This window comes from Pseudomonas mosselii (assembly GCF_003205295.1).
Taxonomy (GTDB): Bacteria; Pseudomonadota; Gammaproteobacteria; order Pseudomonadales; family Pseudomonadaceae; genus Aquipseudomonas; species Aquipseudomonas mosselii_B.
In genome coordinates this window covers 1-23,528 of sequence record NZ_QJRP01000027.1, presented here as the reverse complement: position 1 = coordinate 23,528, position 23,528 = coordinate 1, and the positions used below count along the sequence as shown (strand labels likewise).

Sequence of the window (23,528 nt, the reverse complement as noted above, 5' to 3'; positions counted from 1 at the left end):
ATCTTCCATGCGTCTGTTTCATACCTCCGACTGGCACCTGGGCCAGAGCCTGCATGGCCAGGAACGCGACTTCGAACACGCCTGCTTCATCGACTGGCTGCTCGGCCAGTTGCGCCTGCGCCAACCCGACGCGCTGCTGATCGCCGGCGACATCTTCGACACGGTCAACCCGCCGGTCAAAGCCCAGGAGCGCCTCTACGACTTCATCGTCCAGGCCCACGAGCAACAGCCCAAGCTGGATATCGTGATGATCGCCGGCAACCACGACTCCGGCTCGCGCATCGAGCTGCCGGCGCCGCTGATGCGCCGCCTGCGCACCCACGCCCTGGGCCGGGTGCACTGGCTTGACGAAGGCCAGCTGGATACCGAGCGGTTGCTGATCCCGTTGACCAACGCCCGTGGCAAGGTCGGCGCCTGGTGCCTGGCCCTGCCCTTCCTGCGTCCGGCCGAAGTCACCGGCCCCGCGCTGGGCGACGACTACCTGCAAGGCATCACCCAGGTCCATGAACAACTGATCGCCGCGGCGCAGAAGAAGCGCAAGAAGGACCAGGCGCTGATCGCCATCAGCCACGCGCACATGGCCGGCGGCAGCATCTCGGAGGACTCCGAGCGCAGCCTGATCATCGGCAACGCCGAGGCCCTGCCGGCACGGCTGTTCGACAAGGTCATCAGCTATGTCGCCCTCGGCCACCTGCACAAGCCGCAGAAGGTCAACCGCGAGCAGCGCATCCGCTACAGCGGTGCGCCGATTCCGCTGTCGTTCGCCGAGATCAACTACCCGCACCAGGTCCTCGAAGTGGAGCTGGACGGCGCCGAGCTGGTCAGCGTCGAGGCGCGTCCGGTGCCGCGCGCGGTGGCCCTGCAGCGGCTCGGCCCGGCTCCACTGGGCGAACTGCTCGAACAGCTCGGGCAACTGCCGGTGATCGACCTGCTCGAAGATCCCAACCGCCAGCCCTGGCTGGAGGTGCGGGTGCGCCTTGACGAGCCGCAGCCCGACCTGCGCCAGCAGATCGAAGGCGCCCTGCAAGGCAAGGCCGTGCGCCTGGTGCGCATCAGCGCCGAATACGCCGGCAGCGGCCGCGCCGAAGACGACGAGCAGGCTTTCATCGAGCTGGCCCAGATGACCCCGCAGGACCTGTTCGGCCGTGCCTGGGTGCAAGCCTACGGCAACCCCGCCGACGAACAGGCCCTGGCCGATTTCGCCGAATTGCTGCAGGACGTCCTGCAAGAGGAGGAGCAGGCATGAAGATCCTCGCCATCCGCCTGAAGAACCTGGCCTCGCTGGCCGGCCCTGTCGATATCGACTTCACCGCCGAGCCCCTGGCCAGCGCCGGCCTGTTCGCCATCACCGGGCCCACCGGCGCCGGCAAGAGCACCCTGCTCGACGCCCTGTGCCTGGCGCTGTTCGGCAGCGTGCCGCGCCTGAACGACATCGCCCGGGAAGCCAAGGTACCGGACGCCGACGGCGAAATCCCCACCTCGGATCCGCGCAACCTGCTGCGCCGCGGCACCGGCAGCGGCTTCGCCGAGGTCGATTTCGTCGGCATCGACGGCGGCCGCTACCGCGCCCGCTGGGAAGCCAACCGCGCCCGCGAAAAGGCCACCGGCAAGTTGCAGAACAGCCGCCAGAGCCTCTACGATCTGGACAGCGAGCAACTGCTGGGCAGTGGCAAGAACGAATACAAGCAACTGGTCGAGGCCCGCCTGGGCCTGAACTTCGAGCAGTTCACCCGCGCGGTGATGCTGGCCCAGAGCGAATTCGGCGCCTTCCTCAAGGCCGACGACCGCGAGCGCAGCGAACTGCTGGAAAAACTCACCAACACCGCGATCTACACCCGCTTGGGCCAACGTGCCTTCAGCAAGGCGCGGGAAACCGGCGAGGTTCACAACGACCTGAAGAAACAGGCCGAGCACCTGCTGCCGATGGAGGCCGAAGCCCGCGCCGCCCTCGACCAGGCACTGGAACAGGCCCAGCAGCAGTTCAAGGCCGAGCAGACGCGCCAGCGTCAGCTGGAACAGCAGCGCACCTGGTTTGCCGAACAGCAGCGCCTGCAGGCCCAGCACAGTGAAGCCGGCACGGCCCTGCAAAACGCGGAACACCAGTGGCAGCAACTGGCCGAGCAGCGCGTCGACCTGCAACGCCTGGAGCGCCTGGCGCCCCAGCGCCACCAGTTCCACCGCCAGCAGCACCTGGCCGCGCAACTGGCCCCGGTGCTGGCCGATATCGACCAGCAACTGCGCCAGCAAACCGAACTGCAGCAACACACCGACGCGCTACAGCAGGCCCTGGAAACGGCCCGCCAGCACCTGGTCCAGCACCAGGTCCTGCACGGCGAAAACGCCCCGCGCCTGCGCCAGGCGTTCGCCGCCCAGGGCGACCTGGCGCACCTGGACAAGGAGCTTGCCGAGCAACGTGAAGCCTGCACCCAGGTCGAACAGGAAGTCGGTGCAGCCCAGCAGCAACTGCAGCAGCTGGAAGACAACCAGCAGCGCAGCCTGCAGCAACTGGCCCGGATCGACGGCGCGCTGGCCGAAAGCGAACCGCTCGGCAGCCTGGCCGACGCCTGGCAGGCCTACCTGCCGCAACTCAAGCAAGTAATGCTGATCGGCGGCCGCCTGGCCAAGGGCCGCGAAGAGCTGCCCGGCCTGCAGGCCCAGGCCAGCCAGGCCAACGCCCAGCTGCAAGCCCAGCGCGAGCATTTCGAGCTGCTGTTCCGCGAGGCCGGGGCCGAACCCCAGGCGCTGGCCGAGCAGATCGACCTGCTCGGCGCCATGCTCCAGGACAACCGCAAGCAGCAACGCGCGGTCGAGGAGCTGTCGCGCCTGCATGGCCGCGAAACGGAACTGCGCAACGGCCTCGAGGCGCTGCGCGAGCGCCAGCAACAGGCCATGCAGCAGCGCCAGCACCTGATTGGCGAAGGCACGGCGGCCAAGGCCGAACTGGAAAGCGCCGAGCAGGCGCTGACCCTCACCCGCCAGTTGCTCGAGCGCCAGCGCATGGCACGCAACACCAGCGTCGAGGAACTGCGCGCCCAGCTGCGCGATGGCGAGCCCTGTCCGGTATGCGGCAGCGCCGAGCATCCGTTCCATCAACCCGAAGCGTTGCTGCACAGCCTCGGGCGCCACGACCAGGCTGAGGAAGCGGCGGCGCAGCGGCAGGTCGAACAGCTCAATACCAGGTTGGTGGAACTGCGCACCCAGCTGGGCGTGGTCAACGCCCAGCTCAAGGATTACCAGCAGCAACAACAGCAAATGGGCGAGCAGTTGCAGCCCGTGCTCGAGCAGGTTCAGGCCCATGCCCTGTGGCCAGCGCTGGCGCCGCAGGACGACAGCGCCCGTGGCAAGTGGCTCGACGGTCAGCTGCGCCGCCTCGGCGACGAGATCGACCGCGACGAGAAACGCCAGGGCGCCCTGCTCGCCCTGCAAAAGGATGCAGCCCGCCTCACCCAGCAATTGCAGGCCGCAGGCCAAGCCCAGCAACAGGCCCAGCGCCACCTCGACCAACAGCACCAGGCCCTGGCCGCCGACGAGCAACAACTCGCGCAGGCCCTCGAAAGCCTCGAAAGCGTGCTACCCCCGGACATTCTCCAGGCCCTGCGCGACGACCCGGCCAATGCGTTCCTCGGCCTCGACCAGCAGATTGCCGAACGCCGCCAGCAACTCGACCTGCGCAAGGACGAGCTGGAAGAACAACAGGCTCGCCAGGTCCAGCTGGACAAACAGCGCGATCAGCAACAGGCACGCCTGCACAGCCAGCAGCAGCTGCAACAGAAGCTCGCCGTGCTGGACGAACAACGCCACAAGGCCCAGGCCACCCTGGGCGAGCTGCTCGGTGAACAGACCAGCGCCGAAGCCTGGCAGCAGCACATGGACACCCAGCTGGAGCAGGCCCGCGCCGCCGAGGCAGACAGCGCCCGGCAACTGCAGGCGCTGCACACCCAGGGCGTGCAACTGGCCGGCGAGCTCAAGGCCAACCAGCAGCGCCAGCAGGCACTGGAGCAGGAGCACCAGCAGTTGCAGGGCGAAATTGCCCAGTGGCGCAGCGAACACCCAGAGCTGGACGACGCTGGCCTCGACCGCCTGCTGGCCATCGACGACAGCCAGGTGAGCGAACTTCGCCAACGCCTGCAGGCCGCGGAAAAAGCCGTCGAGCAAGGCCGCGTGCTGGTCCTGGAGCGTGAGCAGCGGCTGCAGCAACACACCGCCCTGGCCCATGGCGAACTGCCCGTCGAAGCACTGGAAACCGCCCTCGCCGAGCTGGCCGCACAGCTGGCGACCCAAGAGCAACAATGCGCCGAGCTGCGCGCCCAACAGGCCGAGGACCAGCGCCGACAACAGGCCAGCCAGACCCTGGCCGAACAGATCGACCAGGCCTACCAGCAATGGCAACGTTGGGCACGCCTGAATGCGTTGATCGGCTCGGCCTCGGGCGATGTGTTCCGCAAGATCGCCCAGGGCTACAACCTCGACCTACTGCTGCACCATGCCAACAGTCAGTTGCGCCAGCTGGCCCGGCGTTATCGCCTCAAGCGCGGCGGCAGTGCCCTGGGCCTGCTGGTGCTGGACACCGAGATGGGCGACGAGCTGCGTTCGGTGCATTCGCTGTCGGGCGGCGAGACCTTCCTGGTATCGCTGGCCCTGGCCCTGGGCCTGGCGTCCATGGCGTCGAGCACCCTGCGCATCGAATCGCTGTTCATCGACGAAGGCTTCGGCAGCCTCGACCCCGAGTCGCTGCAACTGGCCATGGACGCCCTCGACGGCCTGCAGGCCCAGGGGCGCAAGGTGGCGGTGATCTCCCACGTGCAGGAGATGCACGAGCGCATCCCGGTGCAGATCCAGGTGCGCCGCCAGGGCAATGGCCTGAGCGACGTGGAGGTGTGCGGGTGATCCTCTACTCGTTCCGCCGCTGCCCCTGGGCCATGCGCGCGCGCCTGGCCCTGCGCTACGCCGGCTGCGACGTGCAGGTCCACGAGGTGAAGATGAAGGAAAAGCCTGCCGAGCTACTGGCACTGTCGCCCAAGGGCACGGTGCCGGTGCTCGATACCGGGGATGTGGTGCTGGAGGAAAGCCTGGACATCATGCGCTGGGCGCTCGCCCAACATGATCCAGAAGATTGGCGCCTGCAGGCCGATCCCGCCGCGGCGCAACAGGCCGAAACGCTGATCACACGCAACGACGGCACCTTCAAGGCGCAGGTGAACCTGTACAAGTACGCCGAGCGCTACCCCGAGCACACACGGGCGTACTACCGCGCCCAGGCCGAGCCCTGGCTGGCCGAGCTGGAACGCCTGCTCGAAGCCAGGCCCTACCTGCTGGCCGCTCACCCAAGCCTGGCCGACGCCGCCTTGCTGCCCCTGATGCGCCAGTTTGCCGGGGTCGAACCCGAATGGTTCGCCGAGGCGGCTTATCCGCGGTTGCGGAGCTGGTTGCAGGGCTGGCTGGAGTCAGCGCTGTTCAGGGCCATCATGGCGAAGTAGCACCTGCCAGAGGCGACGTCAGATCGCCAGGATCGGCGAAGACATCAGCAACAGCACAACCGCCGCGATACGCCACATCATCATTCACCCTCCCGGCATGTCAAAAAATTAGCGCCAAATTTAAACATATGGCCATGTGGCATCACCACGTTCTTTACATTGGAATCAACCGACCTGGCATTTTTGCCAGTGGCCGGAAGTGATCGACGCCGGTATTAGTGTGCCGTGAGCTGCGGCTATCGCTGCGGCCAGTGCCAAGGGACATGGCCAATGGACATGCGTAAAAAGTTGCTTGGAGCACTTCTGCTCGCCTGTATCGGCAATGCCTGGGGGCTGGATACGAACGAGGCCGCAGGCCCCGATCAGAACGCGTTCAAGACCGACTTCCTGGTCTACTCGTTCACCTGGCAACCGACCTTCTGCATCATGAAGCCCGCGACGCCAGGCTGTGAGCAGCCGCCACAGCGGCTGCTGAGCCACGGCATTTGGCCGTACAGCAAATCCGAAGGGGAAGTGACCAATCGCCACCCGCAGTTCTGCACCACCTCGCCTGCCTGTGACAAAGAGGCTTGCACGATGCCAGCAGACGAAATGAAAGTGGTACTGGACAACAAAGCGCTCCGGGCGCTGGTGACCAAGGAGCCGGAAGGCATGTTTGCCCATGAATGGCGAAAGCACGGAACCTGCTCTGGAAAGACCATGCAGGCGTATTTCCAGGACATGGTTACCCTTGCCGGGGTCGCGAAGTTCAAAGACCAGGAAGCGTTCAACGCACTTGTGGGTAGCGCGGCGCCATTTTCCACGATCAGGAAGACCTTCCCGGACAACACGGCGTTTCGCTGCTACAAGAAAGACAACGTGCAGTACCTACACGAGGTCTTCTACCTGATCGACGCCAATGGCGAGCCCTATCATGGGGAAAGGAATCTGCAGATTGGCATTCGCTGCAACGAGGAGCAGACCCGGATCCCCAAAGGCGTCTGAACGCCTTTGGGGATCCGGGTCCGCGACCAGGTCAATTCAGTGCTGCGCCTTATGATCCAGGGCCGCGTAGAAGTTGGCGCTCTGCTGCAGGTACTTCTGGGTATAGCTCTGGACTGAGGACTTATGCTCGGAAACCTGGACCTGGGCATGGGCCGGCAGTACGACGGAGGCGGAAATGGCGGAAGCGGCGATGACCGGGAAGAGATTGAAGTTCATGTGGGCTGACCTCGACTTCGGTGGTTGACGTTGGCCCGTCGGGGGCCTTGGGTCAAAACTTACGCCGATGGACTCGACCACTGAAATTCATTGCAGCAGTAGCGATTATCACGCCTATCGATAATTGGACGCGCCCCCCCCTGTGGGAGCGGCCTTGCGTCGCGAAAGGGCCGCTCAGCGGCCCCGGCGATTTTTGCGTCAACGCTGAAATTCTGGGGCTGCTACGCAGCCCTTTCGCGACGCAAGGCCGCTCCCACAGGGGGCGAGGCGACCCGGCGGGGGGGATGATCACTCCAGAAATTTGAGGTCCGAAGGCGCCTGCTGGGGCAGCTTCTGCACCGTATCCCCCAGCTTGCCGCTGCGCGGATCGCGGTGCATGACCACGATCTGGTTGCTCTTCTGGTTCGCCACCAGCAGGTAGTTGCCATCCGGATCGAGGGCAAACTCCCGAGGATGGTCGCCCTCCACCGAACGTCGCTGCAGCAGGGTGAGCCGGCCATCGTCCTTGCCCACGGCATACACCACGACCTCGTTGGCTGTGCCACGGTTGCTGACATACAGGAAACGTCCATCGGCCGACAGGTGCAGGCCGCCTGCGGCCTTCGCCGCAGCTTCCGTGCTCTCGGTCAGCGGCAGGCGCTGGCGCAGGGTCAGCGCGCCGTCCTGCACATCGAACACTACCACCTCGGCGCTCATCTCCAGGGTCAGGTAGGCATGCCGGCCCTTGGCGTCGAACAGCAGGTGACGTGGCCCGCTGCCTGGAGGCAACTCGACCGCGGGCGGGATCGCCGGGCTCAACGGATGCTCGGGGCTGGCGCCGTCGTAGCGGTAGATGAACACCTTGTCGGCGCCCAGGTCGCTGGCGTACAGGTGGCGGCCATCGGGCGACAACACCAGCGAATGCACATGGGCACCGGCCTGGCGTTCGGGGTTGACCTTGCTCGGTGCGTGCCGGGCCTGCTGCACCACCGGCTTTAGCTTGCCGTCCCGGGCCACCGGGATCACCACCAGGCTGCCACCGGGGTCGGGGGCAACGGCGTAGTTGGCAACGAACAGGTAGCGCTGGTCGTGGCTGAGGCTGGCGTGGGTCGGCTCGTCGCCCTGGCTGGGCACCTGGTTCAGCAGCTTGATCTCGCCCTGCTTGCCCAGCGAGAAACTGCTGACCTGGCCCTTGGGCATTTCATTGACCGCGAACAACTGGCGCTGGTCGGCGGACAGCACCAGCCACGAGGGGCTGACGCTCTTGACCACTTGCCGGGGCTTGGCGTCGATCTGGCCTGTGCGGGAGTCGAAGTCGTAGCGGTAGATCCCTTCGCTGCCGTTGTCGGTGTAGCTGCCTACCAGCAACGTGGCGGCCTGGGCGTTAACTGACAAAGCCATGAGGCTAGCGGTCAGCAGGCGTGTCCATTTCCTGTTCATCGTCTTCTTCATCCGGGGCACGAAAGGCACTCATACAGACTAGACGATGCTCGCCTTCGTCACTGGCCAGGCTCCAATCGTCGCCCGCGCCGGTGGCGGCGCTGATCTGGTCGGGGGTGAAGGTCCAGCGACGCAGCTGGCGGCCATCCATGCACTCGATGGTGAGGCCGGATGCGTCGAAGGTGAAGTCGAAGGCGTGCAGGCCGTCGATCAGGAGCATGTCGCAGGATGCGAGGGCGGTGGCGAGGGTGGACATGGGACGAGAGATTACCGATGGAAAAAAGAGCCGACAGTATACGCTGTGGGAGCGGGTTTACCCGCGAATGCGTCGGTGAGTGCACCATCGTATTCGCGGGTAAACCCGCTCCCACAGACTCTACTGCCGCCTTGGTCAGTGAGCGAAGATCGACCCGCCTTCCTTGCCCGCCAGCTTCTCAGGCTTGATCAGGAACCGCGCCAGCGCCGGCAGCAGCCACAGGGCGCCGAACATGTTCCACAACAGCATGAAGGTCAGCATCAGGCCCATGTCGGCCTGGAACTTGATGGCCGAGAAGATCCAGGTGCACACGCCGATGGCCAGGCACAGGCCGGTGAACAGCACTGCCTTGCCGGTGGAGCGCAGGGTTTCGTAGTAGGCCTCCTGCAACGGCAGGCCGGCGCGCAGGAAGCTCTCCAGGCGGCTGTAGATGTAGATGCCGTAGTCCACGCCAATGCCCACGCCCAGCGCCACCACCGGCAGCGTGGCGACCTTCACGCCGATGCCCATGAACGCCATCAGCGCGTTGCCCAGCACCGAGGTCAGCACCAGCGGCAGGACGATGCACAGCGTCGCGGCGAAGGAGCGGAAGGTGATCATGCACATCACCGCCACGCAGATGTAGACCAGGATGAGGATGGTCAGCTCGGCCGACTTGATCACCTCGTTGGTGGCCGCCTCGATGCCGGCGTTACCCGCCGCCAGGAGGAACTGCAGGCCGTCCTTGTTGTGGCTGTCGGCAAAGGCCTTGGCCGCGGCGGTGACCCGCTCCAGGGTCTCGGCCTTGTGGTCGTTGAGGAACACCAGCACCGGCGCCAGCGAGCAGTCGGCGTTGTACAGGCCGTCGGCGCGGGCGATGGAGTTGTTGAGGATGTCCGGGTTGCGCGACAGGGTCTCCCATTTCAGGCTGCCCTCGTTCATGCCCTTGATGACCTGTTTCGACACGGTTACCAGGGAGATGGTCGACTGCACCCCCGGGGTGTTGTCCATGGTCCACATCAACTCGTCGATCGGCGCCATGGTCGAGTGGATCGAGCAGCTCTCGGCCGGGGTCTTGACCATGATCACCAGCACGTCGGAACTGGTCGAGTAGTTGCTGATGATGAAGCTGTTGTCCTGGTTGTAGCGCGAGTCCGGGCGCAGCTCCGGCGCGCCCTGGTCGAGGTCGCCGATCTTCAGGTTCTGGCTGTACCAGAGGCCGCCGGCGAAGGCCAGCAGCGCCAGCACCACCGACACCGGCGCCACCTTGGCGCTGGCGAAGTTGGACAGCAGGCGCCAGAACGGGTGCTCGCGGGTAGCGTCCTTCTTGCTGCGGGCGATAGCCTTCTGGCTGATGCCGACGTAGCTGATCGCCACCGGCAGCAGGATCAGGTTAGTGAAGACGATCACCGCCACACCGATCGAGGCGCCGATGGCCAGCTCGCGGATTACCCCGATGTCGATGATCAGCAGGGTGATGAAGCCCACGGCGTCGGCGAGGATGGCGATCATCCCCGGCAGGAACAGCTGGCGGAAGGTGCGCCGCGCTGCGGTCAGGGCGTTGTCGGCATCGCTCGACTGCAGGGCGATGCCGTTGATCTTCTGCACCCCGTGGGAGATGCCGATGGCGAAGATCAGGAACGGCACCAGCATCGAGTACGGATCCAGGCCGAAGCCCACCGCATGCATCAGCCCCAGTTGCCAGACCACCGCCACCAGGGTGGTGATGAGCACGGCGATGGTGCTGCGGATGCACCAGGTGAACCAGTACAGCAGCGCCCAAGTGATCACCAGCGCCACGCCGAAGAACATCGCCACCATCACCAGGCCGTCGATCAGGTCGCCGACCTTCTTGGCGAAGCCGACGATATGGATCTTCACGTCGGGGTTCTGCGCCTGGAACTTGTCGCGGATCTTCTCTTCCAGCTGGTGCGAGAACTGCTGGTAGTCGAGCTTTACCTGGCGCCCCGGGTCCTGCGGGTCGGGGTAGCTTTCCAGCAGCGGGATATCGATGATGCTGGACTTGAAGTTGTTGGCCACCAGGCGCCCGACCTGCCCGGACTTGAGCACGTTGTCGCGCAAGGTGTCGAGGCTGTCCTGGGATCCGTTGTAGGTGTTGGGGATCACCTCGCCGCCGGAGAAGCCTTCTTCAGTGACCTCGCTCCAGCGCACGCTGGGGCTCCACAGCGACTTCAGCCCCGCGCGGTCGACGCCGGGGATGTAGAACACCTCGTCATGGATCTGACGCAGGGTCTCCATGTAGTCCTTGTCGAAGATGTCACCCTTGGTCGACTCCACCGACACACGCACGGTGTTGCCGAGGTTGGCCAGGTCGTTGCGGTGCTCGAGCATCTGTTCGATGAACGGATGCTGCAGCGGAATCATCTTCTCGAAGCTGGTGGAGGGGCGGATCTGCGTGGCCTGCCAGAACAGGAAGATGCTCACCAGCACGCAGATGGCGATGACGATGGGGCGGTTGTTGAAGATCAGGCGTTCCAGCAGGGTGGCCTTGTCCTTGTGCTGCATGTCGAAGCTCTCCCGGCTGGTCATGGACGCGCCTCCTGGGTACCGTCGGCCGAGGCCAGGTGCACGCCCCCTTGCCCGACCAGCAGCAGGCCGCCACCCCCCAGGCCGCTGACGCCCGACAGGGCGATGCGGTCGGCGCGGTTGCGCACGCTGAAGCTCTGCCCGTCGTCATGGCTGCGCAGCACGCTGCCGCCGTTGCCGACCAGCACCAGGCTGCCGTCTTCGAGAAGCGTAGCGCTTGCCAGGCCGAATTCGAGCGGACCGCGTTCGGCCTTCAGCTCGATCGGCTGCCAGCTGTCGCCGAAATCGCTGGAGCGGAACAGGTTGCCGCGCAGGCCGTAGGCCAGCAGGGTGTTGGGCTGGGCGGTGCCGATCACGCCGAACAGCGAGCCCTCGTAGGGGCCCTGGACCTTGGTCCAGCTCTGGCCTGCGTCGCTGGAACGGAACATGCCGCCCTGCTCGCCGACGATGAACAGGCCGGCATCCTTCACCTGGGTGATCGCGTTGAGGTGCAGTTGGTCGGGGTTGTCCAGGCGCTCGGCGACGTCCTGCCAGTGCTGGCCGCCATCAAGGGTTTCCAGCAAGGCACCGTAGGCGCCCACGGCGAAGCCGTGCTGCGGGTCGAGGAAGCGTACATCGAGCAAGGGTGCCTCGCGGGACAGGTCTTCGAATTGCTTGCTCCAGGTCGCGCCGCCGTCGCTGCTGGCGAGGATCTGCGCGTCGTGGCCGACGGCCCAGCCGCGCTTGTCGTCGAGGAAGAACACGGCGGTGAGTAGCTGCCGGGTGGGGACCCGGGCCTGGGTCCAGGTCTTGCCCTGGTCGTCGGAGAACAGAATGTGGCCGCGGTCGCCGACCACCACCAGGCGTTGCCCGGCATGGGTAGCGCCGATCAACAGGCTCTGACTGGCCTTGGCCGACTCCACCGAGTATTGCTCGGCGGCCACCGCCGCCAGGACATGCCCGGCCCCGATACCCAGCGTCAGCGCCAGCATCGCGCTGGCCGCCAGGCTGTAGCGTGCCCTTGCCCGCTCTCTCATGACTGCCCCCTGTTGTGTTCTTGTGCTGGGTCAATCTATTGCCAGGTACTGCGAAAACCCTGTTCCAGAGCCCTGGAATAGCTTCGGGCCATCGTATCGGGGATGTTCGGCGGAACACAACGAGCGGGACGTTATGTTTTGTTAACCACAAGAACAATTGGGGCCGCCGTGCGGCCCATCGCGACGCAAGGCCGCTCCCACAGGGATGGCGCCAGGGCAGAACTGGTGCATATCCTGTGGGAGCGGCCGTGCGTCGCGATGGGCTGCGCAGCAGCCCCAATATCTACCCAGCTTACGCCAAGCTCTTGCTCACCACCTCATACACATCGCTGGACAGCGCCCCGGACGCGAGAATCCGCTCCAGCTCGCCCTTCATCAACGCCTGGCGCTTGTCGTCATATTTGCGCCAGCGGGTCAGCGGTGCGAGTTGACGCGAAGCGATCTGCGGATTGAGCGCATTGAGCTTGATCACCAGGTCCGCCAGGAAGCGATAACCCGAACCATCGGCGGCGTGGAAGTTGACCAGGTTCTGCCCGGCGAAACCACCGATCAGCGCACGCACCTTGTTCGGGTTCTTCAGGGTGAAGGCCGGGTGCTCCATCAACGCCTGGACCCGTGCCAGGCCGCCCGGCAAGGTGCTGGCCGCCTGCACGCTGAACCACTGGTCCATGACCAGCGGGTTGTCCTTGAAGTGCTCGGCGAAGGCTTCCAGCGCCTTGGCCCGCTCGGCTTCGAACGGCGAATTGACCAACACCGCCAGGGCGGTGAGGCGCTCGGTCATGTTGTCGCAGTGCTCGAACTGCTCCAGGGTCGCCTCGAGCACCGGCGTCTTGCCGGTCAGCATCAGGTACGACAGGGCGATGTTCTGCAGGCTGCGGCGGGCGAAATGCTCGGCCGAGGCCACATAGGCGGTTTTGCGCGAGGCCTCGCGGTTGGCCTGGTAGCGCGCCCACAGGGCGTCGAACAGCTGCTCGGCGATCTGCTGGCGGGCGAACTCGCGGGCGGCGTGGATCGCATCGACATCGGCCACCTGGCTGATTTCGGTGAGGTACGCCTCGCCCGGCAGCGAAAGCATCTCGGCGACCATGGCGGGGTCCAGCGACGCATTGCCGAGCACGGTGCCCAGGGCGGTGATCAGGCGCTGGTCAAGCGTGAGCGCTTCGCCGCGCTGGTGCTGGCCGATCAGTTCCTGCAACACCTGCACCGACAGTTGCTGACCGGCTTCCCAGCGGTTGAAGCCGTCGCTGTCGTGCTGCATGAGGAACATCAGCTGGTCGCGGTCGTACGGGAAGCTCAGCTTGACCGGCGCGCTGAAGCCGCGCAGCAGCGACGGCAGCGGCTTGGCCTTGATCCCCTCGAAGGTGAAGGTCTGCTCGGCCTCGGTCACCGACAGCACGCGGCTGCTGCCGACGGCCTGCGCCTCGCCCACCAGGCGCAGCGGCAGGTCGTTGCCTTCGGCGTCCAGCAGGCCCAGGGCCACCGGGATCACGAACGGCAGTTTCTCGACCTTGTCCGGGGTCTGCGGGCAGCTCTGGCGGAAGGTCAGGCTGTAGGTCTGCGCAGCGGCGTCATAGGCCTCGCTGACTTCCAGGCGCGGCGTGCCGGCCTGGCTGTACCAGCGCTTGAACTGGGTCAGGTCGACGCCGTTGGCGTCTTCCATGGCCTTGATGAAGTCGTCGGTGGTCACCGCCTGGCCGTCATGACGCTCGAAGTACAGGTCGCTGCCCTTGCGGAAGCCCTCGGCGCCCAGCAGGGTGTGGACCATGCCCACGACCTCGGCGCCCTTCTCGTACACGGTCAGGGTGTAGAAGTTGGAGATCTCGATGAAGCTCGCCGGGCGCACCGGGTGGGCCATGGGGCCGGCATCCTCGGCGAACTGGTGGGTGCGCAGGTAGGCGACATCCTCGATGCGCTTGACCGTGCGCGAGTTCATGTCGGCGCTGAACTCGGCGTCGCGGTACACCGTGAAGCCTTCCTTGAGCGACAGCTGGAACCAGTCGCGGCAGGTCACGCGGTTGCCCGACCAGTTGTGGAAGTACTCGTGGGCGACCACACCCTCGACCCGCTGGTGGGCGGCGTCGGTGGCGGTCTCGGCGCGGGCCAGCACACAGCTGGAGTTGAAGATGTTCAGGCCCTTGTTTTCCATGGCGCCCATGTTGAAGTCGTTGACCGCGACGATCATGAAGATGTCCAGGTCGTACTCGCGACCGTAGACTTCCTCGTCCCAGCGCATGGACTTCTTCAGGCTGACCATGGCGTGGTCGCACTTGTCGAGGTTTTCCGGCTCGACATAGATGCGCAGGGTCACATCGCGGCCTGACTGGCGAACGAACGTGTCTTCCTTGCACCAGAGGTCACCGGCCACCAGGGCGAACAGGTAGGCCGGCTTCTTGAACGGGTCTTCCCAGGTCGCCCAGTGGCGGCCGTCCTCGCCCGGGCCGCTGCCGACCGGGTTGCCGTTGGACAACAGCACCGGATAGCGATGCTGCTCGGCGATCACCGTGGTGGTGAAGGTGCTCATCACATCCGGGCGGTCGAGGTAGTAGGTGATCTTGCGAAAGCCCTCGGCCTCGCACTGGGTGCAGAACATCTTGCCGGACTTGTACAGGCCTTCCAGCGCGGTGTTGCTCTCCGGGTGGATCTTCACGCTGGTGTCCAGGGTGAAGCGCTCGCCCTTCGGCTGCACGGTGAGGCTGTCGTCGTCGAGCTGGTAGTCGTCGGCGCCCAGCGCCTGGTCGTCCAACTGCACGCCCAGCAGCTCCAGGTGCTGGCCATCGAGCACCAGCGGCGGCAGGCCGGCGCCGCGCTCGGGGTTGCGGCGCATGACCAGCTGCGCATGGACCAGGCTGTGGTCCTCGAACAGTTCGAAGGTCAGGTGGGTCTCGTCGATCAGGTACTCGGGGGCCTGATAGTCCTTGAGGTAGATCACTTGCGGTTGTTCGGTACGCATGGTGACGATCCTTTTACTGGAGCACGGCCAGCTGGTAGGCCGTGTACTTGCGAATGTTGATCACGCCGGTGTCGAAGATCAGGTACTGGCCCTTGATGCCCAACAGTGTGCCTTCCACGACCGGGTCCTTGTCGAGGTTGAAGCTGACGATCTTTTTCGGGTAAGCCTCGACCGGGTAGCGCATCTGCACCACCTCGGCGTCGGGCAACGGCTGGATGGCCTGCAAGCCGAAGCGCTCCTGCAGGCCGCGGATGCCGTCGGCGCAGGCGTCGAAGATCTGTTCGCGGATGGCCGGCAGGTCGAGCACCTCGGCGTCGCCCTTGAGCAGCGCGCGCCAGTTGGTGCGGTCCGGCACCTGGCTGCGCAGCACGTCCTCGACCAGCCCGGATTGCTGGCGGGTGGCCACGCGCATGATCGGCAGCGCCTGGCTGGCGCCCTGGTCGAGCCAGCGGGTGGGCAGCTGGGTGGCGCGGGTGATGCCGACCTTGATGCCCGATGAGTTGGCCAGGTAGACCACGTGGTCGGTCATGCAGAACTGCTCGCCCCACGAAGGCTCCCGGCAGGTGCCGGCGTCGTAGTGGCATTTCTCCGGGGCCATGATGCACACATCGCACTGGGCCAGCTTGGTCATGCACGGGTAGCAGTACCCCTGGCTGAAGCTGGTCTTGGTGCGTTTGCCGCAGTGGGTGCAGTGGATCGCGCCGAGGTATTCCAGGCGGATCGACTGGCCGATCAGCGGGTTGACCGGCACCTCGGCGTCATCCAGGCGGAAACTGTATTGAACGACCGGTGCGTCCAGGCGCACCGCCATCTTGCTCAAAGAGCCACGAGCGAGTTCGATCAATGTACCGAGTCCGACTTGAACAGGATGTTGGCGATTGGCGCCGACTTCGAAGCGCACTCCTGCGGGCCCATGTAGCCGGTGCGCTGCTCTTCGGGGAGGTTCTTCATCTCCCAGGCGATCACCGCCTGCAGCGACAGCTCCTTCTGCTCGGCGGTCAGCTTGCGGCCGTCGGACCATTTGCCGATCTCCACGGCCGTCTTCAGGCTCTCGTAGATCTCGGGGGTGATGTTTTCGATCATTTGCGCGAACGTGGACATGGTGTCTCCTCAGTCAGGCGGTCAGTTTACGCCGGGCAAGCCATCCGCCCAAGAGGCCGGTCAGGCATCCGATGAGCAACCCGCCGACATGGGCGGCGTTGGCGATCTGACCGAAGCCCAGTTGGCCGACCACGCCGCTCAGGCAGATCACCAGCCAGATCAGCATCATCACCAGCACGCCCTTGGGCAGGTTGAACTGCGGATTGGGCGCCAGCCACTGGTACAGCCAGACATGCCCGAGCAAGCCGTAGAGCACCCCGGACAGGCCGCCGAACAGGCTCGGGCCGCTGGTGAAATGCTGGGCCAGGTTGGATACCAGGCTGAACAGCAAGGTCAGGCCCAGCAGCATCCACGGGCCCTGGCGCAACTCGATGCGCTTGCCCAGTTCCCAGTACCACAGGCCGTTCATCGCCAGGTGCAGCACGCCGAAGTGCAGCAGCATCGGCGACACCAGGCGCCACCATTGGCCTTCGGCCAGGCCTTGGAGCAACGGAGTGAAGTACAGGTAGTCGCCCTGCACCTTGAACGACAGGAAGGTGAACCAGCCGATCGTCGACAGGTTGTCGCCCAGGCCGGTTACCCCGGCGACCACCAGGCTCAGGATCAGCACTGCGGCGGTGACCTTGCAGGCCAGGGCCTGCTCCTTCAGCGAAGGAGGCGCCGGGGCATTGGTCGGGCCGGCTGTCACAGGTTCGGGCAGGGCTTCAAGATCGGCATTGCCGTCAGGGAAACGCCGGTACAGCTCGAGCACCTCGCCGGCCATGGCCGGCGGCGCCCACAGCACCTGCTCCTCGCCCTCCTCCACCACCCTGTGCGGCACCTGCAGGCGCCGCAGCAAGGCAACGAAACCACTGAGATCGACCGCCAGCGGCAGGCGCAGCACTTCGATCACGTTCATTGGCTGGCCTGCGGGCGGTCGACATCGACCCAGACGAACTTGTGCGGGTCGATGCGGGTTTCGTCATCCAGGCGGTAGGCCGCCAGCTTGCCGTACAGCACGGCGCTGTAGTCCAGGCAGGCGAGGTTGGCGCGGATCGGTGCCGGACGCCCACTGCGCCAGTAATGGCCGACGAACAGCAGCGGCTCGTCCTCGTCGTAGCGCAGCAAGGCGTTCTTCTGGCTGTGGCTGAGGGGCGTGCGGGCCACCTCGTCGGGCAGCGCGTCGGGCTGGAAGACGATGTCGCCGTAGGTCTGCGGGTCTTCTTCCCAGAACTTGGTGCGGAAGAAGGCGCGGGTCAGGCCGTCGCCGCCGGTCAGCGTCAGGCCGTCCGGCAGGCGCATGTCGGTGCCGCGCAGCAGGCGATTGCACACCGTGGCGGCGAAACTGCCGGACACCGCCGACGCCTGCACGAAGTGCTCGTCGATGCGGCCCGTGGGGTACTGCCGGCGCAACGGCTCGATCAGCCCCGGATCCCAGCAGGCATGCACCAGGCGGAAGCGTCCGGCGTCGACGAATAGCGGCAGTTCGTAGAACCACTGGATGAAATCGTGCCAGTCGCCCGGATGCTGGGCGAACTGGGTGAGGGTCTCGTCGATCAACCGGGCATGGCGCGGGGTGTGCTCGCGCACGAAAGCCTTGCCGCTGCCGGGCAGTGCCGGGGTGACCCAGCCCAGGGCGTTGTACTCATGGTTGCCCATGATGCAGAAGGCCTGGCCCGCCTCGACCATGTCGTGGACGATGTGCAGCGCCTCGCGGATACGCGGGCCACGATCGACGATATCGCCGAGGAACAGCGCCTGGCGCCGCGGGTGGCGCCAGACCCCGCCGACCCGCTTGTAGCCGAGCGCGTCGAGCAGGCGTTCGAGGGTGAGCGCACAACCATGCACGTCACCGATGATGTCGAAACTGCGCGCCGGATCGAGCATCAGTCGTCCCTGCCGCCCAGGCGGCTGCCCCAGCCGAGCTTGGTGCGGCAGACCTCGTAGTAGTTGTGGTCCAGCGGGTGGATCAGGCGCAGTTTCTGCGGTTTCTTGCTCACCGTGATGGTATCGCCGGGGGCACAGGTGAAGTGGTTCTGGCCGTCGCAGGAAACCTGCGGGTAGATCTGCAGGTCCTTGGACACGACGATCTTCAGCTCGCTGTTGCCGTCCACCACGATCGGCCGGCCCGACAGGGTGTGCGGGTACATCGGCACGATGACGATGGCGTCGAGCTTGGGGTGCATGATCGGGCCGCCGGCCGACAGCGCATAGGCGGTGGAACCGGTCGGGGTGGCGACGATCAGGCCGTCGGCCTTCTGGCTGCAGACGAACTGGCCGTCGATGTAGATCTCGAACTCGATCATCCGCGTCGACTTGCCCGGGTGCAGCACCACATCGTTGAGCGCGTCGCCCTGGCCGATGGCCTCGTGGTGGCGGCGCACCTCGGCCTGCAGCAGGAAGCGGTTCTCCACCAGGTAGTGGCCGTCGAGCACTTCGGCGACTTTCTCTTCCAGCTCGTCGGGGCGGATGTCGGTGAGAAAGCCCAGGTTGCCGCGGTTGATCCCCAGTACCGGGATGTTGTGCCGGGCCAGGGCGCGGGCTGCCCCAAGCAGGCTGCCGTCGCCGCCGACCACGATGACCAGGTCGCAGACCTCGCCCAGCAGCTTGCGCGTGGAGGTCTGCAGGCCGTGGCCGGGCAGGACTTCGGCGATGGTGTCCTCGAGGATCACGTGCAGGTGGCGCTCGAGGAGGAATTTTTTCAGTCGGCGAATGGTGTCGAGCACCTGGGAGCTGCCAAGGCGTCCGATGATACCGATATTGCGAAATTGCTCCATGGTGCTCCTGCAAGGCTCTGCGGCGGGGTGACAATGCCGGGATTATGGGCGAAAGGACCGGCCAGCGGCAAACCGGCTATGCTCGCAGGATGATGCCCTTCGCCGACCTCGAGCCCCTGCCCCGCCAACTGCGCCACCCCGCCGTGCGCGACCTGGCCTGGGCGCTGCTCTCCCCCCCGCTGCTGGCGCAGGCCGGCTGCCCCCAGCGTCACCCGCTGCAGGGCAGTGCCTGGGCCGATGATCCACAGCGCCTGGGCCAATGGCTCGCGTCGCTCGACCAGGAGCCTGCGCCGCTGCTGGCCTGGCTGACACGCTTGAACAGCCGGCGCCTGGGCCTGTACTACGAAAGCCTGTGGCAGTTCGCCCTGCAGCAGGCGCCGGGCATCGAGCTGCTGGCGGCCAACCTGGCGATCCGCAACGGCGGGCATACCCTGGGCGAGCTGGACATCCTGCTGCGCGACCGCGAGGGCGATCATCACCTGGAGCTGGCCATCAAGCTCTATCTGGGTCCACCGAGCGGTGACGGCGGCAACCCGGACCTCTGGCTCGGCCCCGGTTGCCATGACCGGCTGGGGCGCAAGCTGGCGCACCTGGTGCAGCACCAGTTGCCCATGTCGAGCGGACCGCGGAGTCACTCGGTGCTGGCCGGACTGGGCCTGGATCGGGTGCAGGCCCACCTGTGGCTTGGTGGCTACCTGTTCTACCCACGATCGGGGCAGACCCGACCACCTGACGGGGCCAACCCCCAACACCTGCGCGGTGGCTGGCTGCGTCAATCTCAATGGAGCGAAGCCGAGAACGGATGCTGGCAGCCCCTGCCACGCCAGGCATGGCTGGCACCGGCGCGCCTTGAAGCACAGGCCTGCTGGGACACAGCGCGCTTCACCGCCTGGCGGGAAGGGCTGGAGCCCGATGCCCACGCACACCTGCTGAGCAGGGTGGAGGAACAGGCGGACGGGATGTGGGAAGAGGTCGAACGGATGTTCCTGGTGGCCGACAACTGGCCGGACCTCCCCCCGCGCTGAAACAGCTCCTGCCGCCGATTCACCGGCGACGGGAGCTCAAGCGTCAGGACGCCTCGGCCACCGGCTCAGGCGCCGGGCAGTGAGCCTGGGCATCCTTCGGCCACAGCACCTGGCCCTTGCCGTCGACCACCTGTTCCGCACCACAGGGCAGGCGGTTGGTGTCGAACACCACGCTGCCATCCAGGCGATACAGGGCGCGCAGCGTACGCACGGCGTCATCGCCATTGCCCTCGACCCGATAGGCGAAGATCGCGCCACGCGCCTCGTCGACTTCCAGGTCTTGCCATTTGGCGGGCACCAGCAGTTTGCCATCGAGGTCATACAGTGCGCGCAAGTTGTCCGACCTGCTACCCTCGGCAGCGAGCAGGTGATGGCCATCGGCCAACAGCTTGAACGACACGAACTGTTCCGGCTTGACCAACACCTTGCCCTGCTCGTCCATCAGGCCCACGGTATCAGTCTCACTCGGGCTACCGAGGAGCATGACCGTCTTCTTCGGCGATTTCAGCTCGGTGAAGGCATAGCGCTTGGGCGCGACCACACCGATCTGCTTGTAGGTGGGCTGGAACACAACCTTCCCCTGGTCCAGGTCGATGGTTCCGTAGGTTGCCAGGAACATGTTCTGCAGCTTGCCGATATGGTTGAAACCAGGGCGGTGCCCACTCATGCCGAGCAGGCCAATACCCGCGTCGCCGATCGAGTCGTACTCGGGCTCGATCAGCCATTTGCCGTCATGCCCGATCATCCCGGCTTTGCCGCGGTCTTCGTCGGTACGCGGCAACTGCACCATGCCGCCAACCTTGCCGAACGTCTCGCAGTTCTGGTACTGCGCCTCGATCACGACCTTGCCTTGATAATCCAGGTAGCCACAAGGTTTGTCGTAACCATCCCGATACGCCACCAGGCCACCGCCTGGCGTGCCCAGCCAGCCCTTGTCGAGCGCAATTACCAGGTCGCCGTTGGCATCAGCCAGGCCCTTGCCTGCGCCGCCTTCGCGGGAGACCACCAGATACCCGTCGGCCGCGCTGACAATGGTGTCGAAGTCCAGCTTGCGCAACACCTTGGTCTTGAGGTTGTATCCCCAGCTTTCGCCTTGGCGCTCGGCGAGCACCCAGTTGCCGCGCTTGGCGAAATCCTCGCGCACGTACATTGAGTCGAATACCGCCTCGCTGACCTTCTCGCCCTGAGGCGTGAGGATGCCGCGCAGTTCGTCGATCTCGTAGACGATAAAGTCGTTGTCGCCACCGACATAGACATTGTCGAAGATGGCCGGCTGGACTTCCTTGCCCTGCTCGTCCATCACTCCGACCTTGCCATTGCGGACGTAGCCGAACAGGCCAGGGGTCAAGGTGTAGAGCTCGTCGGTGAGGTCGGCGCGAATCACCTGCTTGCCGTCACCACTTGCCAGGTGCCAGTAGTCGCCACGCCCGAAGATGAAGGCGTTGGTGAAGGGTTGGGTATAGATCTGGGTGAACTCGCTGCCTGGGGCGACTCGGAATTCGCCGTTCTGGTCCAGTACGGCGCATTCGTCGTTCACGCACAGCGGAATGGTCAGGGCGGCAATCGGTGGCGTCTTGACCGCCGGGGTTTGCTCGCAGCCGGCGAGCAGGAGGGACAGGGCGCCGAACAGCGCTACCCGAGGGGTGGAGATGAGGCGTTTCATTGACACAGGATCCTTGTGCGATGGAGATCGGGTGCAGGCCCAAAGCCATCACCCAAGCCTGCTGTGTCGGCCGCATTTGATAGATCTGAAGCAAACACATTTCCACGCCAGCGATTAGAGTTAGGGGCAGGCGCCAGCAAGAGCGCCCTTTTTGACCTGATGACGAGGACCCACCATGGTTTCATCCACCCCCGCGGCCCACTATGCGCGGCTGTCGATTGCCCTGCACTGGCTGATGCTGGTGCTGTTGGCCGCCGTCTACGCCTGCATCGAGCTGCGCGGCCTGTTTCCCAAAGGCAGCGCCGAACGCGACCTGATGAAAGACCTGCACTTCATGCTCGGGCTGACGGTGTTCGTGCTGGTCTGGCTGCGCCTGGCCCTGCGCCTGTCGCGCCCCACGCCGCCGATCGTGCCCAGGCCACCGGCCTGGCAGACGGGCCTGTCGCACCTGGTGCACCTGCTGCTGTACCTGATGATGATCGGCCTGCCGCTGGCCGGCTGGGCGATCCTTAGCGCCGCCGACAAGCCGATCCCGTTCTATGGCCTGGAGCTGCCGGCCATCGTCGCCCCGGATCCGGACCTGAGCAAGTTCATCAAGGGCTGGCACGAGCGCATCGGCAGTTGGGGCTACTGGCTGATCGGCCTGCATGCGCTGGCCGGGCTCTATCACCACTATGTGCGGCGCGACAACACACTGCTGCGCATGCTGCCCTACAAGTAGCCGCGTCGTCCCTGCAGGCCTCCGGTGTGCAGGAACACCAGGCGGGTGCCGGGGGCGAAACGCCCGGCCTCGATCTGGTCGCGCAGGGCCAGCAGGGCCTTGCCGGTATAGAGCGCCTCCAGCGGCATGCCGGTGTGCCGTTCGCTGTCGGCGATGAACGCCAGCAGCGCGTCGTCGATACGGGCAAAGCCGCCACGGCTGGCGTCGTGCAGCTCGTAGCCCTGCACGCCCGCCAATGTCGCGACGGTTTCCGGCACGCCGCGGTCAAGCGGCACGGCGAGAGCGCCATGGACGGCGTGCCTGCCCGCCTCTTCCAGCACCAGGCCCGCCAGGGTCGTACCGGTTCCCGCTGCCAGCCACCAGGCGTCGTAGTCCGTCCAGCCGAGCGTTGCCAGTTGCGCCCGGCATTGCTCGACGATCAACCCGCAGCCCTGGGCACCGGCCAGGCCGCCACCGCCTTCGGGGATACAGTGCCAACCTGGGTACCGGGCCTGCCAGGGCTGCCAGAAATCGGGCTCATGGCGGGCGCGGTAGCCGCCGAAACCGAGCCAGTGCAGTTCCATGCCCAGGGCGCGCAGGTCCTGTACCGTGGGTGTTTCCTGGGGGTGGCCACGCAACAGGCCGGCCGTGGCGAAACTGAAGCGCTTGCCGGCCGCCGCCAGGGCGTGGAGATGGTTGGAGTGGTTGCCACCCAGGCTGATCAGACCCGGTGCATCTGCCTTGCGGGCCTGAAGCAGGTGATGACGCAGCTTGAACCATTTGTTGCCGCTGATCAGCGGGTCGATCAGGTCCAGACGCAGGACCGCGGCTTTGATTCCCGCGTGGCGCAACCAAGGCAGGTCCAGGCGTTGCAGAGGGGCTTGGGGGAGAGAAAAATCATACATGAAAGCAGTTTATCTGATCGCGCAGATGCAGATGTGCTGCTCGTTGCCGTTGCCGTTGCCGTTGCCGTTGCCGTTGCCGTTGCCGTTGCCGTTGCCGTTGCCGTTGCCGTTGCCGATCAAGAGTCTAGCCTCATACCTCGCTAGCGACAGCTGCGTCACCCCAGGCGCCGCCCGTAACTTCGCGACTTCAGGAGGCCGAACGCAGGCCTTGCGCAGGGAGGTGACGGCCATGGATGGCCGTCAAGCGCTGCGCCCCAGGATGGGGCGTTCAGCGCGGTCCTCCCGGGAGCAAGGCCGGAGTGAGGGGACCCGGAGCGAAGCGTAGGGCCGGATGAATGGAGCGAGGATTTTTTGGTTCCTTTTTGATCCTTCTGTATGGACCGGACACATGGTGGACACGTGTGCGGAGACATGGTTGACACATTATGGTCCGTAATCAGGTTTATTCACGTCGATGGTGCGCAGGCGTTGATGGCAGAAATAGACATCGAACATGTCCCCACCGTCTCGCCCAGGGCGTATCGCTATGGTCTG

The 23,528-nt window shown here is 65.5% G+C and carries 20 protein-coding genes; 6 read left to right on the top strand and 14 right to left on the bottom strand.

Features of this window, described 5'->3' with window-relative positions:
* Window positions 1-7 precede the first annotated feature (7 nt).
* The 4 genes from DMX06_RS20440 to DMX06_RS20425 all read left to right on the top strand — a co-directional run bounded on the left by DMX06_RS20440 (window position 8) and on the right by DMX06_RS20425 (window position 6,461).
* Window positions 8-1,246 carry an exonuclease SbcCD subunit D C-terminal domain-containing protein gene (locus DMX06_RS20440; protein ID WP_110739079.1) on the top strand — a complete coding sequence of 413 codons (1,239 nt, stop codon included), beginning with the start codon at window positions 8-10 and terminating at the stop codon, window positions 1,244-1,246.
* Entirely contained in the window at window positions 1,243-4,887 is a 3,645-nt protein-coding gene (locus tag DMX06_RS20435) for an AAA family ATPase (RefSeq protein WP_110739078.1), read from the top strand. The genes DMX06_RS20440 and DMX06_RS20435 overlap by 4 nt, the downstream gene beginning before the upstream one ends.
* Window positions 4,884-5,477, top strand: a complete 594-nt coding sequence (locus tag DMX06_RS20430) for a glutathione S-transferase (protein WP_110739077.1) — start codon at window positions 4,884-4,886, stop codon at window positions 5,475-5,477. Before DMX06_RS20435 ends, DMX06_RS20430 begins: the two co-directional genes overlap by 4 nt.
* A 270-nt stretch (window positions 5,478-5,747) precedes the next feature.
* A complete protein-coding gene (locus tag DMX06_RS20425) occupies window positions 5,748-6,461 on the top strand; it encodes a ribonuclease T2 family protein (RefSeq protein WP_110739076.1) in 714 nt (237 codons plus the stop codon).
* A 36-nt stretch (window positions 6,462-6,497) separates the two neighbouring features.
* Here DMX06_RS20425 and DMX06_RS20420 read toward each other — a convergent pair whose 3' ends face one another.
* The 11 genes from DMX06_RS20420 to DMX06_RS20370 all read right to left on the bottom strand — a co-directional run bounded on the left by DMX06_RS20420 (window position 6,498) and on the right by DMX06_RS20370 (window position 18,701).
* Complete coding sequence (locus tag DMX06_RS20420) at window positions 6,498-6,677, bottom strand: hypothetical protein (protein WP_110739075.1); 180 nt, start codon at window positions 6,675-6,677, stop codon at window positions 6,498-6,500.
* Window positions 6,678-6,965: 288 nt separating this feature from the next.
* Window positions 6,966-8,096, bottom strand: coding sequence for a lactonase family protein (locus tag DMX06_RS20415; protein WP_181427874.1), 1,131 nt, complete (start codon window positions 8,094-8,096; stop codon window positions 6,966-6,968).
* Window positions 8,062-8,352 (bottom strand): DUF5629 family protein, encoded by a 291-nt coding sequence (locus tag DMX06_RS20410; protein WP_110739073.1) that lies wholly within the window; start codon window positions 8,350-8,352, stop codon window positions 8,062-8,064. Before DMX06_RS20410 ends, DMX06_RS20415 begins: the two co-directional genes overlap by 35 nt.
* 135 nt (window positions 8,353-8,487) lie before the next feature.
* Entirely contained in the window at window positions 8,488-10,881 is a 2,394-nt protein-coding gene (locus DMX06_RS20405) for an efflux RND transporter permease subunit (RefSeq protein WP_110739072.1), read from the bottom strand.
* Window positions 10,878-11,894, bottom strand: coding sequence for a WD40/YVTN/BNR-like repeat-containing protein (locus tag DMX06_RS20400; protein ID WP_110739071.1), 1,017 nt, complete (start codon window positions 11,892-11,894; stop codon window positions 10,878-10,880). Before DMX06_RS20400 ends, DMX06_RS20405 begins: the two co-directional genes overlap by 4 nt.
* 292 nt (window positions 11,895-12,186) lie before the next feature.
* Window positions 12,187-14,844, bottom strand: coding sequence for an aminopeptidase N (gene pepN, locus DMX06_RS20395; RefSeq protein WP_110739070.1), 2,658 nt, complete (start codon window positions 14,842-14,844; stop codon window positions 12,187-12,189).
* A gap of 13 nt (window positions 14,845-14,857) precedes the next feature.
* Window positions 14,858-15,688, bottom strand: a complete 831-nt coding sequence (locus tag DMX06_RS20390; RefSeq protein WP_028692915.1) for a DUF2797 domain-containing protein — start codon at window positions 15,686-15,688, stop codon at window positions 14,858-14,860.
* On the bottom strand, window positions 15,685-15,945 hold the full coding sequence (locus DMX06_RS20385; protein ID WP_011532970.1) for a YeaC family protein: 261 nt from the start codon (window positions 15,943-15,945) through the stop codon (window positions 15,685-15,687). Before DMX06_RS20385 ends, DMX06_RS20390 begins: the two co-directional genes overlap by 4 nt.
* 13 nt (window positions 15,946-15,958) lie before the next feature.
* On the bottom strand, window positions 15,959-16,843 hold the full coding sequence (locus DMX06_RS20380; protein ID WP_110739069.1) for a rhomboid family intramembrane serine protease: 885 nt from the start codon (window positions 16,841-16,843) through the stop codon (window positions 15,959-15,961).
* The gene (locus tag DMX06_RS20375) at window positions 16,840-17,811 is read right to left on the bottom strand and encodes a metallophosphoesterase (protein WP_110739068.1); all 972 of its coding nucleotides are present in this window, start codon (window positions 17,809-17,811) and stop codon (window positions 16,840-16,842) included. Before DMX06_RS20375 ends, DMX06_RS20380 begins: the two co-directional genes overlap by 4 nt.
* Complete coding sequence (locus tag DMX06_RS20370; RefSeq protein WP_023632574.1) at window positions 17,811-18,701, bottom strand: NAD(+) kinase; 891 nt, start codon at window positions 18,699-18,701, stop codon at window positions 17,811-17,813. The genes DMX06_RS20375 and DMX06_RS20370 overlap by 1 nt, the downstream gene beginning before the upstream one ends.
* A 44-nt stretch (window positions 18,702-18,745) precedes the next feature.
* Here DMX06_RS20370 and DMX06_RS20365 point away from each other — a divergent pair, with 44 nt between their 5' ends.
* Window positions 18,746-19,726: a DUF1853 family protein gene (locus DMX06_RS20365; RefSeq protein ID WP_110739067.1), complete on the top strand. Its 981-nt coding sequence runs from the start codon at window positions 18,746-18,748 to the stop codon at window positions 19,724-19,726.
* A 43-nt stretch (window positions 19,727-19,769) separates the two neighbouring features.
* Here the strand turns inward: DMX06_RS20365 and DMX06_RS20360 are convergent, their stop codons facing one another.
* Window positions 19,770-21,389, bottom strand: a complete 1,620-nt coding sequence (locus DMX06_RS20360) for a WG repeat-containing protein (protein WP_110739066.1) — start codon at window positions 21,387-21,389, stop codon at window positions 19,770-19,772.
* Between the two features lie 175 nt (window positions 21,390-21,564).
* Between DMX06_RS20360 and DMX06_RS20355 the strand changes: the two genes are divergently transcribed.
* Window positions 21,565-22,110: a cytochrome b gene (locus DMX06_RS20355; protein WP_050704781.1), complete on the top strand. Its 546-nt coding sequence runs from the start codon at window positions 21,565-21,567 to the stop codon at window positions 22,108-22,110.
* Here the strand turns inward: DMX06_RS20355 and DMX06_RS20350 are convergent.
* Complete coding sequence (locus DMX06_RS20350; RefSeq protein ID WP_110739065.1) at window positions 22,101-22,994, bottom strand: 1-aminocyclopropane-1-carboxylate deaminase/D-cysteine desulfhydrase; 894 nt, start codon at window positions 22,992-22,994, stop codon at window positions 22,101-22,103. The genes DMX06_RS20355 and DMX06_RS20350 overlap by 10 nt on opposite strands.
* 9 nt (window positions 22,995-23,003) lie before the next feature.
* Window positions 23,004-23,225, bottom strand: coding sequence for a hypothetical protein (locus DMX06_RS26370; protein WP_110739064.1), 222 nt, complete (start codon window positions 23,223-23,225; stop codon window positions 23,004-23,006).
* Window positions 23,226-23,528 lie beyond the last annotated feature (303 nt).